Source organism: Salmonella sp. SJTUF15591, from assembly GCF_043356435.1.
GTDB classification, from domain to species: Bacteria; Pseudomonadota; Gammaproteobacteria; order Enterobacterales; family Enterobacteriaceae; genus Salmonella; species Salmonella enterica.
The window spans coordinates 205,306-220,278 of record NZ_JBEUJO010000002.1 but is presented as its reverse complement, the minus strand read 5'-3'; the positions used below and the strand labels follow the sequence as shown (position 1 = coordinate 220,278).

The 14,973-nt window shown below is 54.0% G+C and carries 18 protein-coding genes and 1 CRISPR repeat array (1 of these 19 only partly in view); of the genes, 13 read left to right on the top strand and 5 right to left on the bottom strand.

All coding sequences use genetic code 11. The annotated features are described in order from the left end of the window. A CRISPR array of direct repeats spans positions 1 to 960; the repeat unit is 29 nt; unit sequence GTGTTCCCCGCGCCAGCGGGGATAAACCG; it reaches 780 nt to the left of the window's first position. Positions 961 to 974: 14 nt separating this feature from the next. Beyond that, a complete protein-coding gene (locus ABVM99_RS05290) occupies positions 975 to 2,021 on the bottom strand; it encodes an aminopeptidase (protein ID WP_000490481.1) in 1,047 nt (348 codons plus the stop codon). Between the two features lie 250 nt (positions 2,022 to 2,271). Here ABVM99_RS05290 and cysD point away from each other — a divergent pair, with 250 nt between their 5' ends. The 10 genes from cysD (at position 2,272) to ABVM99_RS05240 (ending at position 9,713) form a co-directional block, all read left to right on the top strand. Continuing rightward, positions 2,272 to 3,180, top strand: a complete 909-nt coding sequence (cysD, locus tag ABVM99_RS05285; RefSeq protein ID WP_023195199.1) for a sulfate adenylyltransferase subunit CysD — start codon at positions 2,272 to 2,274, stop codon at positions 3,178 to 3,180. A 9-nt stretch (positions 3,181 to 3,189) separates the two neighbouring features. After that, a complete protein-coding gene (gene cysN, locus ABVM99_RS05280) occupies positions 3,190 to 4,629 on the top strand; it encodes a sulfate adenylyltransferase subunit CysN (protein ID WP_001092256.1) in 1,440 nt (479 codons plus the stop codon). Further along, the gene (gene cysC, locus ABVM99_RS05275) at positions 4,616 to 5,221 is read left to right on the top strand and encodes an adenylyl-sulfate kinase (protein WP_001173663.1); all 606 of its coding nucleotides are present in this window, start codon (positions 4,616 to 4,618) and stop codon (positions 5,219 to 5,221) included. Before cysN ends, cysC begins: the two co-directional genes overlap by 14 nt. Positions 5,222 to 5,271: 50 nt before the next feature. Next, positions 5,272 to 5,595 carry a DUF3561 family protein gene (locus ABVM99_RS05270; RefSeq protein WP_001537530.1) on the top strand — a complete coding sequence of 108 codons (324 nt, stop codon included), beginning with the start codon at positions 5,272 to 5,274 and terminating at the stop codon, positions 5,593 to 5,595. A 190-nt stretch (positions 5,596 to 5,785) separates the two neighbouring features. Continuing rightward, positions 5,786 to 6,097 carry a cell division protein FtsB gene (ftsB, locus tag ABVM99_RS05265; protein WP_000517480.1) on the top strand — a complete coding sequence of 104 codons (312 nt, stop codon included), beginning with the start codon at positions 5,786 to 5,788 and terminating at the stop codon, positions 6,095 to 6,097. An 18-nt stretch (positions 6,098 to 6,115) separates the two neighbouring features. Continuing rightward, a complete protein-coding gene (ispD, locus tag ABVM99_RS05260) occupies positions 6,116 to 6,826 on the top strand; it encodes a 2-C-methyl-D-erythritol 4-phosphate cytidylyltransferase (protein ID WP_000741649.1) in 711 nt (236 codons plus the stop codon). After that, entirely contained in the window at positions 6,826 to 7,305 is a 480-nt protein-coding gene (gene ispF / locus ABVM99_RS05255) for a 2-C-methyl-D-erythritol 2,4-cyclodiphosphate synthase (protein WP_001219245.1), read from the top strand. Before ispD ends, ispF begins: the two co-directional genes overlap by 1 nt. Beyond that, positions 7,302 to 8,351: a tRNA pseudouridine(13) synthase TruD gene (gene truD, locus ABVM99_RS05250; RefSeq protein WP_000134246.1), complete on the top strand. Its 1,050-nt coding sequence runs from the start codon at positions 7,302 to 7,304 to the stop codon at positions 8,349 to 8,351. Before ispF ends, truD begins: the two co-directional genes overlap by 4 nt. Next, complete coding sequence (surE, locus tag ABVM99_RS05245) at positions 8,332 to 9,093, top strand: 5'/3'-nucleotidase SurE (protein ID WP_001221538.1); 762 nt, start codon at positions 8,332 to 8,334, stop codon at positions 9,091 to 9,093. Before truD ends, surE begins: the two co-directional genes overlap by 20 nt. After that, positions 9,087 to 9,713, top strand: a complete 627-nt coding sequence (locus ABVM99_RS05240) for a protein-L-isoaspartate(D-aspartate) O-methyltransferase (protein ID WP_000253545.1) — start codon at positions 9,087 to 9,089, stop codon at positions 9,711 to 9,713. Before surE ends, ABVM99_RS05240 begins: the two co-directional genes overlap by 7 nt. 110 nt (positions 9,714 to 9,823) lie before the next feature. Here the strand turns inward: ABVM99_RS05240 and ABVM99_RS05235 are convergent, their stop codons facing one another. Then, positions 9,824 to 10,039, bottom strand: a complete 216-nt coding sequence (locus tag ABVM99_RS05235; protein WP_371061741.1) for a peptidase — start codon at positions 10,037 to 10,039, stop codon at positions 9,824 to 9,826. Here ABVM99_RS05235 and nlpD point away from each other — a divergent pair. Together nlpD and rpoS are read left to right on the top strand one after the other, a co-directional pair. Beyond that, positions 9,939 to 11,021, top strand: coding sequence for a murein hydrolase activator NlpD (gene nlpD / locus ABVM99_RS05230; protein ID WP_223149274.1), 1,083 nt, complete (start codon positions 9,939 to 9,941; stop codon positions 11,019 to 11,021). The two genes, ABVM99_RS05235 and nlpD, sit on opposite strands and share 101 nt — an antisense overlap. 62 nt (positions 11,022 to 11,083) lie before the next feature. After that, positions 11,084 to 12,076 (top strand): RNA polymerase sigma factor RpoS, encoded by a 993-nt coding sequence (gene rpoS / locus ABVM99_RS05225; protein WP_000081498.1) that lies wholly within the window; start codon positions 11,084 to 11,086, stop codon positions 12,074 to 12,076. A 44-nt stretch (positions 12,077 to 12,120) separates the two neighbouring features. On the opposite strand, the gene ABVM99_RS05220 is transcribed toward rpoS, so the two are convergent. Genes ABVM99_RS05220 through ABVM99_RS05210 form a run of 3 tightly spaced genes read right to left on the bottom strand, consistent with a single transcriptional unit; the run spans position 12,121 to position 14,388 of the window. Further along, positions 12,121 to 12,357, bottom strand: coding sequence for a non-oxidative hydroxyarylic acid decarboxylases subunit D (locus tag ABVM99_RS05220; RefSeq protein WP_000562964.1), 237 nt, complete (start codon positions 12,355 to 12,357; stop codon positions 12,121 to 12,123). 10 nt (positions 12,358 to 12,367) lie between these two features. Next, positions 12,368 to 13,795: a non-oxidative hydroxyarylic acid decarboxylases subunit C gene (locus ABVM99_RS05215; protein ID WP_023195201.1), complete on the bottom strand. Its 1,428-nt coding sequence runs from the start codon at positions 13,793 to 13,795 to the stop codon at positions 12,368 to 12,370. Beyond that, on the bottom strand, positions 13,795 to 14,388 hold the full coding sequence (locus tag ABVM99_RS05210; RefSeq protein WP_023195202.1) for a non-oxidative hydroxyarylic acid decarboxylases subunit B: 594 nt from the start codon (positions 14,386 to 14,388) through the stop codon (positions 13,795 to 13,797). Before ABVM99_RS05210 ends, ABVM99_RS05215 begins: the two co-directional genes overlap by 1 nt. Before the next feature lie 170 nt (positions 14,389 to 14,558). Here ABVM99_RS05210 and ABVM99_RS05205 point away from each other — a divergent pair, with 170 nt between their 5' ends. Beyond that, positions 14,559 to 14,963, top strand: a complete 405-nt coding sequence (locus tag ABVM99_RS05205) for a MarR family winged helix-turn-helix transcriptional regulator (protein WP_000423338.1) — start codon at positions 14,559 to 14,561, stop codon at positions 14,961 to 14,963. The last annotated feature ends 10 nt before the right edge of the window (positions 14,964 to 14,973 follow it).

The following is a 14,973-nucleotide window of genomic DNA, read 5'->3' as shown; positions in this document are numbered from 1 at the left end:
TTGCCAGTTGTTTTGTGTTCCCCGCGCCAGCGGGGATAAACCGATCGGGCGGGATATGTGCTGGATTCGTATTAGCGTGTTCCCCGCGCCAGCGGGGATAAACCGGTTGAATAATCCCCGCACATCATCCTGTAAAAGTGTTCCCCGCGCCAGCGGGGATAAACCGCAGTCTGCGGGGTTTCCTGCGTGTAATGAAGTGTGTTCCCCGCGCCAGCGGGGATAAACCGGGAAAAAACGCTTGTCGCCAAGTATGTTTTTGGTGTTCCCCGCGCCAGCGGGGATAAACCGCACAGAGTTAAACGCCGCTGCAGCGCTGTTTAGTGTTCCCCGCGCCAGCGGGGATAAACCGTTTTTATCACGCTCAGACCTGAAAACAACCGAGTGTTCCCCGCGCCAGCGGGGATAAACCGTTCCATATTCAGGATCATATCCGCACGATAACGTGTTCCCCGCGCCAGCGGGGATAAACCGCCTGACGCCAACGGAAACGTGAAAGTCTCAACGTGTTCCCCGCGCCAGCGGGGATAAACCGTGTTCCCCCAAGGTTCAAAAATTCAATATGAGGTGTTCCCCGCGCCAGCGGGGATAAACCGGATGACCCGTATACGTTCAAAATCAAAATCTAGTGTTCCCCGCGCCAGCGGGGATAAACCGCAATAGGGAAAATGGCATATGAGGGCGCGCAAGTGTTCCCCGCGCCAGCGGGGATAAACCGTAAAACGATATTCCCGGATAAAAACGGAAAGCGTGTTCCCCGCGCCAGCGGGGATAAACCGCCGACATGGGCAGGATTGCTGACGTTAGTCGAGTGTTCCCCGCGCCAGCGGGGATAAACCGGCCTCAAGGTCATGCAGGTGAATGTCCCCAGACGTGTTCCCCGCGCCAGCGGGGATAAACCGAGGGGCGTTCCGCAGTCGACAAGGGCTGAAAAATGTTCCCCGCGCCAGCGGGGATAAACACGTTTCACCAGCATATCAGGACGTTTTTTCCGCCTTCGCCAGCTCTTTTACCAACGGCAGCATTATCCGCACTACATCGCGGCTACGGCGCTCAATCCGCCCTGGCAGCGCCTTGTCAATATGCTGTTGATTATCAAGCCGTACGTCGTGCCAGCTATTGCCGTTCGGGAAGGAGGCATTTTTCACGCGTTGCTGGTATCCGTCTTTTTTACCCAGATTCCAGTTCGTCGCCTCAACAGAAAGCACCGATATTCCCGCTTTATCGAAAACCTCCGCATCATTACAGCAACCCGTTCCTTTGGGGTAGGATGGATTGCGTCCCGGATTGGTGTTGGCGGCGATACCATAACGGCGCGCAATCGCTAATGCCCGATCGCGGGTCAGTGTACGCACCGCTTCAGGCGTATTTTTCCCGCTATTAAAATAGAGCTTGTCGCCAACAATCAGGTTATCGAGATTAATCACCAGCAGCGTATTTTTCTTCTCAGCGTCACTCATTCGTTTGAGTAAATTTTCCGCGCCTAGCTTTCCCTCTTCTTCCCCGCTGGTGGCGATAAAACGAATCCCGTAATGGGTCGGTATATCTTTCAGACGCGCCGCCAGTTCCAGCATAACGCCTAATCCCGCGGCATTATCATCCATTCCCTGTAACGTTAAACCGCCCAGATTGGCATCGACATCAGCGTCGCTCTGCGGAGCGTACGTATCCAGATGCGCCATAATGATGATCTGTTGCGGCACGCGCCCTTCATGGGCGGCGATGACCGTACTGCCCGTCACGTTATGCCAGTTTTTGCGATTATCCTTCGTGGTATAAATAAATCGGCTATTAAACGTTCTAATATCGCTTTGGTATCCCATCTGGGTAAATTGTTGGCGTAAATAATCGGCAGACAACATCTCGGCGGGGGAGCCCGTCATTCTCCCGGGAAAAAAGGTGGCGATATGTCGTGCCTGAGTATTCGCTATTTCACCAGGCCCTGGTGATGCTGCTTGTGCAGGAAGGATAAAGCCTACGCCGAGCGCCAGAATGACGGCAAAGCGGCGCGTTGCGGAAAACATAATGAGTCCTTAAATACAGAACAAAATTTTACGTGGCTAGTATGAAACCGCGATCGTGTTAATACAATTTCATTTGCTCCTAAATGCTGGCAATCCGGTACGTTAAGCATTTTTTGATATTGGTTTTTGGGCCGCGTTATTCCTTTGAGGAACTACTCATTCCAATTCGTCATTTCATTCACTCTCCTGCGCTCCCTATAGTCGTGTAATCGAAATGTTTAGCAAAAAACGGTATTGCAAAGGAACGGTTATGGATCAAAAACGACTCACCCACCTGCGGCAACTGGAGGCGGAAAGTATCCACATTATCCGTGAAGTGGCAGCGGAATTCGCTAATCCGGTCATGCTGTACTCCATTGGTAAAGATTCCAGCGTCATGCTGCATCTGGCGCGTAAGGCGTTTTATCCGGGTACGTTACCGTTCCCGCTATTGCACGTTGATACCGGTTGGAAATTCCGTGAGATGTACGCCTTTCGCGATCGTACCGCCAACGCATATGGCTGCGAATTGCTGGTACATAAAAATCCGGAAGGCGTGGCGATGGGCATCAATCCGTTCGTTCACGGTAGCGCTAAACACACCGACATTATGAAAACCGAAGGGTTAAAGCAGGCGCTGAATAAGTACGGTTTTGATGCCGCGTTCGGCGGCGCACGGCGCGATGAGGAAAAATCCCGCGCGAAAGAACGTATTTACTCCTTTCGTGACCGTTTCCATCGCTGGGACCCGAAAAATCAGCGGCCAGAGTTGTGGCGTAACTATAACGGTCAGATTAATAAAGGCGAAAGCATACGCGTCTTCCCGCTCTCCAACTGGACAGAGCAGGATATCTGGCAATACATCTGGCTGGAAAACATCGACATCGTGCCGCTGTATTTGGCTGCTGAACGCCCGGTTCTGGAACGTGACGGCATGTTGATGATGGTGGATGACGATCGTATCGATCTCCAGCCTGGCGAAGTCATCAAAAAAAGGATGGTGCGCTTCCGTACACTTGGCTGTTGGCCGCTCACCGGGGCGGTGGAATCCCACGCGCAAACGCTGCCGGAAATTATCGAAGAGATGCTGGTTTCTACCACCAGCGAGCGCCAGGGGAGGGTGATTGACCGCGATCAGGCGGGGTCGATGGAGCTTAAAAAACGTCAGGGGTATTTCTAAGGAGTCGCCATGAACACCATACTTGCACAACAAATCGCCAATGAAGGCGGCGTCGAAGCCTGGATGATTGCCCAACAACACAAAAGCCTGCTGCGTTTTTTAACCTGTGGCAGCGTTGATGACGGTAAAAGTACGCTGATAGGTCGTTTGCTGCACGATACCCTGCAAATTTACGAAGATCAGCTCTCTTCTCTGCATAATGACAGTAAACGTCATGGCACGCAGGGAGAAAAACTCGATCTGGCGCTGCTGGTGGATGGGCTACAGGCCGAGCGTGAGCAGGGCATTACTATTGACGTCGCGTACCGCTATTTCTCCACGGAAAAACGAAAATTTATTATCGCCGACACGCCGGGCCATGAACAATATACCCGTAATATGGCGACCGGGGCGTCCACCTGCGATCTGGCGATCCTACTGATCGACGCGCGTAAAGGCGTGCTGGATCAGACGCGTCGCCATAGCTTTATCTCCACTCTGTTGGGGATCAAACACCTGGTGGTGGCAATCAACAAAATGGATCTCGTTGACTACCGCGAAGAGACCTTCGCCCGTATTCGTGAAGATTACCTGACCTTTGCTGAACAGTTGCCGGGCGATCTGGATATTCGCTTTGTCCCGCTTTCGGCGCTGGAAGGGGATAATGTCGCCGCGCAGAGCGCGAATATGCGCTGGTACAGCGGTCCGACGCTGCTGGAAGTCCTGGAAACGGTAGACATACAGCGTGCGGTAGACCGTCAGCCGATGCGCTTTCCGGTACAATACGTCAATCGCCCGAACCTTGATTTTCGGGGGTATGCCGGCACTCTGGCGTCTGGTAGCGTCAAAGTCGGAGAGCGCATTAAAGTGCTGCCGTCTGGCGTGGAATCCAGCGTGGCGCGTATCGTCACTTTTGATGGCGATAAAGAAGAAGCCTGTGCGGGCGAAGCCATTACCCTGGTACTCAACGACGACATTGATATTAGCCGCGGCGATCTGCTGCTGGCGGCAAACGAGACGCTGGCACCTGCGCGGCACGCCGCGATCGACGTGGTATGGATGGCGGAACAGCCGCTGGCGCCGGGCCAAAGCTACGACGTTAAACTTGCGGGTAAGAAAACCCGCGCGCGTATCGAGGCTATTCGCTATCAGATTGATATCAACAATCTGACCCAACGAGACGTCGAGAGCCTGCCGTTAAACGGTATTGGTCTGGTGGAGATGACATTCGATGAGCCGCTCGCGCTGGATATTTATCAGCAAAATCCGGTGACGGGCGGGCTGATTTTTATCGACCGACTTTCTAACGTTACCGTGGGCGCTGGCATGGTGCGGGAACTGGACGAACGCGGAGCGACGCCGCCCGTGGAATACAGTGCGTTTGAGCTGGAGCTGAATGCGCTGGTACGCCGTCATTTTCCGCACTGGGACGCCCGCGATTTGCTGGGAGATAAACATGGCGCTGCATGATGAGAACGTGGTCTGGCACTCTCATCCCGTTACTGTCGCCGCTCGTGAACAGCTCCACGGCCACCGTGGCGTGGTGCTGTGGTTTACCGGACTCTCCGGTTCGGGAAAATCAACGGTGGCCGGCGCGCTGGAAGAGGCGTTACATCAGCGTGGCGTCAGTACCTACCTGTTGGATGGCGATAATGTGCGCCACGGTTTGTGCCGTGATTTAGGCTTTAGCGATGCCGATCGCCAGGAAAATATTCGGCGGGTAGGCGAAGTGGCCAGTCTGATGGCGGACGCCGGCCTGATTGTTTTGACGGCATTTATTTCTCCGCACCGCGCCGAGCGGCAACTGGTAAAAGAGCGCGTCGGCCACGATCGTTTTATCGAGATTTATGTCAATACGCCGCTGGCTATCTGTGAACAGCGCGATCCTAAGGGGTTGTATAAAAAAGCGCGCGCGGGCGAGTTGCGTAACTTTACCGGTATCGACGCCATTTACGAAGCGCCTGACTCGCCCCAGGTTCATCTTAATGGTGAACAATTAGTAACAAATTTGGTTTCCCAATTATTAGACCTGCTGAGACGGCGCGATATTATCAGATCCTGAGACACCACCGGGCTTGTATGCCCGGTATGGTCAAGGTTACAGGATTTAATATGCGTAATAGCCATAACATTACTTTCACAAGGTCAGACGCCTTCATGGTCGACGATGACGCCACCAGTGCATTTCCGGGGGCGGTGGTCGGCTTTGTGTCATGGCTGCTGGCGTTGGGGATCCCTTTTCTGCTTTATGGCCCTAACACGCTGTTTTTTTTCCTCTATACCTGGCCCTTTTTCCTCGCGTTAATGCCGGTATCGGTGATTATCGGCATTGCGTTGCATCTGCTGGTAAAGGGCAAAATACTTTTTAGCATCATGTTTACTCTACTGGCCGTAGGCGCGCTGTTCGGCGCGTTATTTATATGGCTATTAGGGTAGACGGGTTATCAGTGCGCCTCCGGTCATAATTCAAACCGTAACCAACAATGAGATTATGTTCTCCTTACTCGGGTATACGTAACATCCGGCAAATGTGGTACATTTGCCGGCGTTGTCGCGGCAATCCCGTCCTGAATGTGGAGTCACAGAGGACGTTATGGGATGATGATGCCGTTTTTCAGGGGGCAGGATGGGTAAACTAACGCTGCTGTTGCTGGCTTTACTGGTCTGGCTACAGTACTCGCTGTGGTTCGGTAAGAACGGCATACATGACTATAGCCGCGTCAACGATGATGTGGTCGCGCAGCAGGCGACAAACGCCAAACTTAAAGCGCGTAACGATCAGCTTTTTGCCGAAATTGACGATCTCAATGGCGGCCAGGAAGCGATTGAGGAGCGCGCGCGCAACGAACTTAGCATGACCAAACCGGGCGAAACCTTCTATCGTCTGGTGCCTGACGCCTCAAAACGCGCGGCAACGGCGGGGCAAACTCATCGATAAACCATCCAGGGATTTAACATGGCAGCCACTTTATTGGACGTTTGCGCCGTGGTGCCGGCGGCCGGATTTGGCCGCCGAATGCAAACAGAATGTCCTAAGCAGTATCTCTCAATCGGTAATAAAACCATTCTGGAGCACTCAGTTCATGCGCTGCTGGCGCATCCTCGGGTGACACGCGTTGTTATTGCTATCAGCCCTGGCGATCATCGCTTTGCCCAACTTCCGCTGGCGAATCATCCGCAAATCACCGTTGTGGATGGCGGCAACGAACGCGCTGATTCCGTTTTGGCCGGGTTGCAGGCCGTTGCAAAGGCGCAGTGGGTGCTGGTGCACGACGCGGCAAGACCCTGTTTGCATCAGGATGACCTTGCGCGGTTGCTGGCTATCAGCGAAAACAGCCGGGTCGGCGGTATCCTCGCCAGTCCGGTGCGCGACACCATGAAACGCGGCGAACCGGGGAAAAACGCTATTGCCCATACCGTAGAGCGCGCCGATTTATGGCACGCGCTCACCCCGCAGTTTTTCCCCCGCGAACTCTTGCACGATTGTCTGACGCGTGCGCTGAATGAAGGCGCGACCATCACCGACGAAGCGTCAGCGCTGGAATATTGTGGTTTTCATCCGGCGCTGGTAGAAGGTCGCGCGGATAACATCAAGGTCACCCGTCCGGAAGATCTGGCGCTGGCGGAATTTTATCTGACCCGAACCATCCACCAGGAGAAAGCATAATGCGAATTGGACACGGTTTTGACGTACACGCGTTTGGCGGAGAAGGGCCGATTATTATTGGCGGCGTGCGTATCCCTTATGAAAAAGGGCTATTGGCGCATTCCGATGGCGATGTGGCGTTACATGCGCTGACCGATGCGCTGCTGGGCGCGGCGGCGCTTGGCGATATCGGCAAGCTCTTCCCGGATACCGATCCGGCATTTAAGGGAGCGGATAGCCGCGAACTACTGCGTGAAGCCTGGCGTCGTATTCAGGCGAAGGGGTACACCCTCGGCAACGTGGATGTCACCATTATTGCGCAGGCGCCGAAAATGTTGCCGCATATTCCGCAAATGCGCGTCTTTATCGCCGAAGATCTCGGCTGCCATATGGATGAGGTTAACGTGAAGGCGACGACGACGGAAAAGCTCGGATTTACCGGACGCGGAGAAGGCATTGCCTGCGAAGCGGTCGCGCTGCTGATGAAGGCGGCGAAATGACAGAGTTTGACAATCTCACCTGGCTGCACGGAAAACCACAAGGTAGCGGATTGCTGAAAGCGAATCCGGAAGATTTTGTAGTGGTTGAAGATTTAGGCTTTACGCCGGATGGTGAAGGCGAGCACATTCTGCTGCGTATTTTGAAAAACGGTTGCAATACCCGTTTTGTCGCTGACGCGCTGGCGAAATTCCTGAAAATTCACGCTCGCGAAGTGAGCTTTGCCGGGCAAAAAGATAAACACGCCGTTACCGAGCAGTGGCTGTGCGCGCGCGTGCCGGGGAAAGAGATGCCCGATTTCAGCGCCTTTCAGCTGGAAGGTTGTAAAGTGCTGGAATACGCGCGTCACAAGCGTAAGCTGCGTTTAGGCGCGCTGAAAGGCAATGCCTTTACTCTGGTGTTGCGTGAAATAAGCGATCGCCGCGATGTCGAAACACGATTGCAGGCGATTCGCGATGGCGGCGTGCCGAACTATTTCGGCGCACAGCGATTCGGCATTGGCGGCAGCAACTTGCAGGGCGCGCTGCGCTGGGCGCAAAGTAACGCGCCGGTGCGCGATCGCAATAAACGCAGTTTTTGGTTGTCGGCGGCACGTAGCGCGTTGTTTAATCAAATTGTTCACCAGCGGCTGAAGAAACCAGACTTTAATCAAGTTGTTGACGGCGATGCGCTACAATTAGCGGGGCGTGGAAGCTGGTTCGTCGCGACATCTGAAGAACTGCCTGAATTGCAGCGCCGGGTAGACGAAAAAGAGCTGATGATTACAGCATCGTTGCCGGGCAGCGGAGAGTGGGGAACACAGCGTGCGGCGCTGGCGTTTGAGCAAGATGCCATTGCCCAGGAAACGGTGTTGCAATCGCTGTTGCTGCGCGAAAAAGTAGAAGCGTCGCGCAGAGCGATGCTGCTTTATCCGCAACAATTAAGCTGGAACTGGTGGGATGACGTTACCGTCGAGTTACGTTTCTGGCTGCCCGCAGGCAGTTTTGCCACCAGCGTAGTAAGGGAACTGATCAACACAATGGGTGATTATGCGCATATTGCTGAGTAACGATGACGGGGTTCACGCGCCCGGTATACAAACGCTGGCGAAAGCGCTGCGTGAGTTTGCTGATGTACAGGTCGTAGCCCCGGATCGTAACCGCAGCGGCGCGTCTAATTCCCTCACGCTGGAATCTTCGCTTCGTACTTTTACCTTTGATAATGGCGATATCGCTGTACAGATGGGGACGCCGACCGATTGCGTCTATCTGGGCGTTAATGCCTTAATGCGTCCGCGTCCGGATATTGTCGTTTCCGGTATTAACGCGGGTCCGAATCTGGGCGATGATGTGATCTATTCCGGTACTGTCGCCGCGGCGATGGAAGGTCGTCATCTCGGCTTTCCGGCATTAGCGGTCTCCCTTAACGGCTATCAGCATTATGATACGGCTGCGGCCGTGACTTGCGCGCTTTTGCGAGGGTTAAGCCGGGAGCCGTTGCGTACCGGGCGTATTCTCAACGTGAATGTCCCGGATCTACCGTTAGCGCAGGTTAAAGGCATCCGCGTGACTCGCTGTGGTAGCCGCCATCCAGCGGATAAAGTAATCCCGCAGGAAGATCCGCGTGGTAATACATTGTACTGGATTGGCCCGCCAGGCGATAAATACGATGCCGGGCCGGATACCGATTTCGCGGCGGTGGATGAAGGCTACGTCTCCGTCACGCCGTTGCATGTGGATTTAACCGCGCACAGCGCGCATGATGTGGTTTCAGACTGGTTAGACAGCGTGGGAGTTGGCACGCAATGGTAAGTGGACGTGTACAGGCTCTTCTTGAACAATTGCGCGCGCAGGGCATCAGAGATGAGCAGGTGCTTAATGCGCTTGCTGCAGTGCCGCGCGAGAAATTTATTGATGAAGCGTTTGAACATAAGGCCTGGGAAAATATCGCTTTGCCGATAGGCCAGGGTCAGACGATTTCGCAGCCCTATATGGTGGCGCGAATGACGGAACTGCTCGAACTGACGCCGCAATCCAGGGTGCTGGAAATTGGCACCGGTTCCGGCTATCAGACGGCGATTCTGGCGCATCTGGTGCATCACGTTTGCTCCGTTGAGCGGATTAAGGGGCTGCAATGGCAGGCGCGCCGCCGCCTGAAGCAGCTCGATTTACATAATGTTTCTACCCGTCATGGCGATGGCTGGCAAGGCTGGCAGGCGCGTGCGCCGTTTGACGCTATCATTGTGACGGCTGCGCCGCCGGAAATTCCTACCGCGCTCATGGCACAGTTGGATGAAGGCGGCATTCTTGTTCTGCCCGTGGGCGATGAGCAGCAGTTTTTGAAACGCGTGCGTCGCCGGGGCGGCGAATTTATTATCGATACCGTGGAGGCCGTTCGCTTCGTCCCGTTAGTCAAGGGAGAGCTGGCCTAGTTTGCCCTGCAAACACCCACTCTTACGCCTGATGAAGCCGAAACGAATACCTGGAGTTTTCCTGGTTATTCCCGGTGGGTTAAGCGTATCGTGAACACATTTTCCCGTGTTCACTTAATGCGTTGCACGGTTCTTACGTCACTGGTTGTTAACCAAATTTTTCCTGGGGGATAAATGAGCGCGGGAAGCCCAAAATTCACCGTTAGTCGCATTGCGGCACTATCACTGGTTTCACTATGGCTGGCAGGTTGTACCAGTTCGTCAAACCCTCCGGCGCCGGTCACGTCTGTGGACAGTGGGTCGTCATCAAATACCAATTCCGGGATGTTGATCACACCGCCGCCAAAAATGGGCGCGACGACGCAACAAACGCCGCAACAAGCGCCGCAAATTCAACCCGTTCAGCGTCCTGTAACGCAGCCCATGCAAACTCAACCGGTCACGGAACAACCCGTGCAGATGGAAAATGGGCGAATCGTATACAATCGCCAGTATGGGAATATTCCGAAAGGTAGCTATACGGGTGGCAGTACTTACACCGTGAAAAAGGGTGATACGCTTTTTTACATCGCCTGGATTACCGGGAACGATTTCCGCGATCTGGCCCAGAGAAACAGTATTTCTGCCCCGTATAGCCTGAATGTAGGGCAAACTTTGCAAGTTGGTAACGCATCCGGTACGCCAATTACTGGCGGAAATGCGATCACCCAGGCGGATGCAGCACAGCAAGGAGTTGTGACTAGGTCTGCACAAAATTCCACCGTTGCAGTTGCGTCTCAACCAACAATTACGTATTCTGAGGGCTCAGGTGAACAAAGTGCTAACAAAATGTTGCCAAACAACAAGCCTGCTGGGACGGTTGTCACAGCGCCTGTAACGGCACCAACGGTAAGCACGACCGAACCAAATGCAAGCAGTACGTCAACCAGCGCGCCGATTTCCGCATGGCGCTGGCCGACGGATGGCAAAGTGATCGAAAACTTTGGCGCTTCCGAAGGGGGCAATAAAGGGATCGACATTGCAGGCAGTAAGGGACAGGCTATCGTCGCAACCGCTGATGGGCGCGTCGTATATGCCGGTAACGCACTGCGTGGTTACGGTAATCTTATTATCATCAAACATAACGATGATTACCTGAGTGCCTACGCCCATAATGATACGATGCTGGTCCGGGAACAACAGGAAGTTAAGGCGGGGCAAAAAATCGCTACTATGGGTAGCACCGGCACCAGCTCTACACGCTTGCATTTTGAAATTCGTTACAAGGGGAAATCCGTAAACCCGCTGCGTTATTTACCGCAGCGATAAAGCGGCGGAACCAGGCTTTGACTTGCTAGTTCCGTCAAGGGATCACGGGTAGGAGCCACCTTATGAGTCAGAATACGCTGAAAGTTCATGATTTAAATGAAGACGCGGAATTTGATGAGAACGGAGTAGAGGCTTTTGACGAAAAAGCCTTGAGTGAAGAGGAACCCAGTGATAACGACCTGGCTGAAGAAGAGCTGTTATCGCAAGGGGCCACACAGCGTGTGTTGGACGCGACTCAGCTTTACCTTGGTGAGATTGGGTATTCACCACTGTTAACAGCCGAAGAAGAAGTCTATTTTGCGCGTCGCGCACTGCGTGGAGATGTCGCTTCTCGCCGTCGCATGATTGAGAGTAACCTGCGTCTGGTGGTAAAAATTGCCCGCCGTTATGGCAATCGTGGACTGGCGTTGCTGGACCTGATTGAAGAGGGCAACCTGGGGCTTATCCGTGCAGTCGAGAAGTTTGACCCGGAACGCGGGTTCCGCTTCTCAACATACGCAACCTGGTGGATTCGCCAGACAATCGAACGGGCGATTATGAACCAAACCCGTACGATTCGCTTGCCGATTCACATTGTTAAAGAGCTGAACGTATACCTGCGCACCGCACGTGAGTTGTCGCATAAACTGGACCACGAACCGAGTGCGGAAGAAATTGCAGAGCAACTGGATAAACCGGTTGATGACGTCAGCCGTATGCTTCGTCTCAACGAGCGCATTACCTCGGTAGACACCCCGCTGGGCGGTGATTCCGAAAAAGCGTTGCTGGACATCCTGGCCGATGAAAAAGAGAACGGTCCGGAAGACACCACGCAAGATGACGATATGAAACAGAGCATCGTCAAATGGTTGTTCGAACTGAACGCCAAACAGCGTGAAGTGCTGGCGCGCCGTTTCGGTCTGCTGGGATATGAAGCTGCGACACTGGAAGATGTAGGCCGTGAAATCGGTCTTACGCGTGAACGTGTTCGTCAGATTCAGGTTGAAGGCCTGCGCCGTCTGCGCGAAATTCTGCAGACGCAGGGGCTGAATATCGAAGCGCTGTTCCGCGAGTAAGTACCCTTGTCAAAAAAAGGCCAGTCGACAGACTGGCCTTTTTTTTACCGTTTGTCTTCTGCCAGCAGCGGCGGGATACTCGGCACCATTGGCGCGTCATCAATATCTTTTTGCGTCATGCGAAACGCTTGTGGATAGTGTTCGCGGCTGGTACGGCGTAACGGTTCGGTATCGCGCCAGGTATACAGACAATGCTGACACTGATATACCGTCCAGACTCCTTTTACCGGCGAAGTCGCCATGAGTTCAATATGTGCATCGGCACAGCGTGGACAAATCATCGGTTACTCCTTATTTACGGTTGGCCAGCATGGCGGTCAGCTTTTCAGCCCAGGCTTTAGTTTCCGGTAAATCAACAACCGGCTGGCTATAGTGACCACGGTTATCTGGCGCAACCGGCGTGGTGGCGTCAATGATCAGCTTGTCGGTAATCCCCGCCGGGCTTGAGCCCGGATCCAGTTCCAGGACGGACATATTCGGTAGCTGTACCAGATCGCCTGCCGGATTCACTTTCGACGACAACGCCCACATCACCTGTGGCAGATTGAATGGATCGACATCTTCATCGACCATGATCACCATCTTCACATATCCCAGACCGTGCGGCGTCGTCATCGCTCGCAGGCCCACCGCGCGGGCAAAGCCGCCGTAGCGTTTTTTGGTCGAGATGATGGCCAGCAGGCCGTGGGTGTACATGGCGTTTACCGCCTGCACTTCCGGAAATTCGGCTTTCAGCTGTTGATACAGTGGCACGCAGGTCGCCGGCCCCATCAGGTAGTCGATTTCTGTCCACGGCATACCTAAATAGAGCGATTCAAAAATGGGTTTGCTGCGGTAAGAGACCTTATCGATACGCACCACGGTCATGTTGCGACCGCCGGAATAGTGGCCGGTAAATTCGCCGAACGGTCCTTCAATTTCACGTTTACGGCTTTCGATGACCCCTTCAAGAATGACTTCAGATCCCCACGGCACATCAAAACCGGTCAACGGCGCGGTGGCGATAGGATAGGGACTTTCACGCAGCGCGCCTGCCATTTCATACTCTGACTGATCGTATTTCAGCGGCGTTGCGCCCATCAGGGTAATGATCGGATCGTTACCCAGCGTGATCGCAATCGGCAGATCTTCTCCGCGCTCTTCGGCTTTGTGCAGGTGCAATGCGATATCATGCATCGGCACTGGTTGCAGACCCAGCTTACGCTTGCCTTTAACTTCCATGCGGTAGATGCCGACATTCTGTTTGCCGAAGTTATCGGGATCGAGCGGATCGCGTGATACCACACAGGCTTTATCCAGATAGAATCCGCCGTCGCCGTCGTTCAGACGAAACAGCGGCAGGATATCAAACAGGTTGATTGCGTCGCCGTCGACGGTATTTTCCGCCCAGCCCGGATTCGCCCGTCGTTCCGGCGCTACCGGAAAATTGTCCCAGCGGCGAATAAATTCATCGATCTGTTTTTTAACCGGCGTGTTAGGCGGCAAATCCAGTGAGATGGCATGGTTCTGCCAGGAACCGATGGTATTCATCGCCACGCGGGCGTCGGTAAAACCACGAATATTGTCAAACCACAGCGCGGGCGCGCCATCGCCGATGCGTCCCGTTGCGTTGGCAGCGGCGGCGAGATCCGGCTCCGCATTCACTTCCTCGCTGATTTTCAGCAGTTGTCCCTGCTGATCCAGCGCATGTAAAAAACTGCGCAAATCATCAAATGCCATTATCCATTCTCCTGTGAAAAATTTGCTGCCTGTCGCAGTCCTTGCCAGCGACGCGCGCGCGTATGCTCCAGACCAAACTGGTCGAGAACGCGCGCTACGATGTGCTGGATAATATCGTCAACGGTTTGCGGCAGGTTGTAGAACGCGGGCATGGGCGGCACTATCGCCACCCCCATACGAGAAAGCGCAAGCATGTTTTCCAGATGAATCGTGCTGAGCGGCATTTCCCGCGGCACAAGCACCAGCTTGCGACCCTCTTTCAACACGACATCGGCAGCGCGTCCCACCAGCCCCTCGGCATAGCCGGCGCGAACCCCCGCCAGTGTTTTCATACTGCAGGGGATAATAATCATGCCGTCGGTACGAAATGAGCCGGAGGAAATGGTCGCCGCCTGATCGGCCGGGCTATGACAATAATCTGCCAGGGCGGCTACCTCAGCGGGCGTGTAGGGCGTCTCCAGTTCAATAGTGGTTTTGGCCCACTTTGACATTACCAGATGCGTTTCAACATCAGGTATCGCCCGCAATGCCTGGAGTAGCTCGACGCAAAGCGGCGCGCCGGTCGCACCGGTCATCCCCACAATCAATCTCATTTCTTACCTCAAATATCGTTCGTATACGAACATTTTGATCAAAATACGCCCACACGGCCTTTGCGACAAGATCGCTCCCGACGCCTGCGCACGTTTAGCTAAAGCATTCGTCATTAAAAAACCGTGCATAAGTCGTTATGATAGAAAAAGTTAATTTATCCGGAGCGCTCATGGAGTTACGAAACACCGCGTTTCATCTGTTACGCCAACTTTTTCAGCAACATACCGCACGCTGGCAGCATGAACTACCGGAACTCACCAAACCTCAATATGCGGTGATGCGCGTTATTGCTGAACATCCGGGTATTGAACAGGTCGATCTGACCGAAGCGGCGGTCAGCACTAAAGCGACGCTGGCGGAGATGTTAAGCCGGATGGAAAATCGTGGGCTGGTAAAGCGAGAAAACGATCCGCTGGATAAACGTCGGCGTTTTGTCTATCTCACCGTTCAGGGCCAAACGTTGCTCGCCGCCGCGATACCACTGGGGGATCGCGTTGACGATGAGTTTTTGGGGCGACTGAGCGCTGAAGAACGCGAACAGTTTACGCAACTGGTACGCAAGATGATGACGTAAGCGGCTTGCG

What these genes read in the sequence shown, in the direction of transcription:
- cysN (WP_001092256.1), top strand. Translation starts at nt 3,190, where the DNA reads ATGAACACCATACTTGCACAACAAATCGCCAATGAAGGCGGCGTCGAA.
- cysC (WP_001173663.1), top strand. Translation starts at nt 4,616, where the DNA reads ATGGCGCTGCATGATGAGAACGTGGTCTGGCACTCTCATCCCGTTACT.
- ispF (WP_001219245.1), top strand. Translation starts at nt 6,826, where the DNA reads ATGCGAATTGGACACGGTTTTGACGTACACGCGTTTGGCGGAGAAGGG.
- truD (WP_000134246.1), top strand. Translation starts at nt 7,302, where the DNA reads ATGACAGAGTTTGACAATCTCACCTGGCTGCACGGAAAACCACAAGGT.
- ispD (WP_000741649.1), top strand. Translation starts at nt 6,116, where the DNA reads ATGGCAGCCACTTTATTGGACGTTTGCGCCGTGGTGCCGGCGGCCGGA.
- cysD (WP_023195199.1), top strand. Translation starts at nt 2,272, where the DNA reads ATGGATCAAAAACGACTCACCCACCTGCGGCAACTGGAGGCGGAAAGT.
- ABVM99_RS05220 (WP_000562964.1), bottom strand. Translation starts at nt 12,357, where the DNA reads ATGATTTGTCCACGCTGTGCCGATGCACATATTGAACTCATGGCGACT.
- ABVM99_RS05240 (WP_000253545.1), top strand. Translation starts at nt 9,087, where the DNA reads ATGGTAAGTGGACGTGTACAGGCTCTTCTTGAACAATTGCGCGCGCAG.
- ABVM99_RS05210 (WP_023195202.1), bottom strand. Translation starts at nt 14,388, where the DNA reads ATGAGATTGATTGTGGGGATGACCGGTGCGACCGGCGCGCCGCTTTGC.
- ABVM99_RS05205 (WP_000423338.1), top strand. Translation starts at nt 14,559, where the DNA reads ATGGAGTTACGAAACACCGCGTTTCATCTGTTACGCCAACTTTTTCAG.
- ABVM99_RS05290 (WP_000490481.1), bottom strand. Translation starts at nt 2,021, where the DNA reads ATGTTTTCCGCAACGCGCCGCTTTGCCGTCATTCTGGCGCTCGGCGTA.
- surE (WP_001221538.1), top strand. Translation starts at nt 8,332, where the DNA reads ATGCGCATATTGCTGAGTAACGATGACGGGGTTCACGCGCCCGGTATA.
- rpoS (WP_000081498.1), top strand. Translation starts at nt 11,084, where the DNA reads ATGAGTCAGAATACGCTGAAAGTTCATGATTTAAATGAAGACGCGGAA.
- ftsB (WP_000517480.1), top strand. Translation starts at nt 5,786, where the DNA reads ATGGGTAAACTAACGCTGCTGTTGCTGGCTTTACTGGTCTGGCTACAG.
- ABVM99_RS05270 (WP_001537530.1), top strand. Translation starts at nt 5,272, where the DNA reads ATGCGTAATAGCCATAACATTACTTTCACAAGGTCAGACGCCTTCATG.
- ABVM99_RS05215 (WP_023195201.1), bottom strand. Translation starts at nt 13,795, where the DNA reads ATGGCATTTGATGATTTGCGCAGTTTTTTACATGCGCTGGATCAGCAG.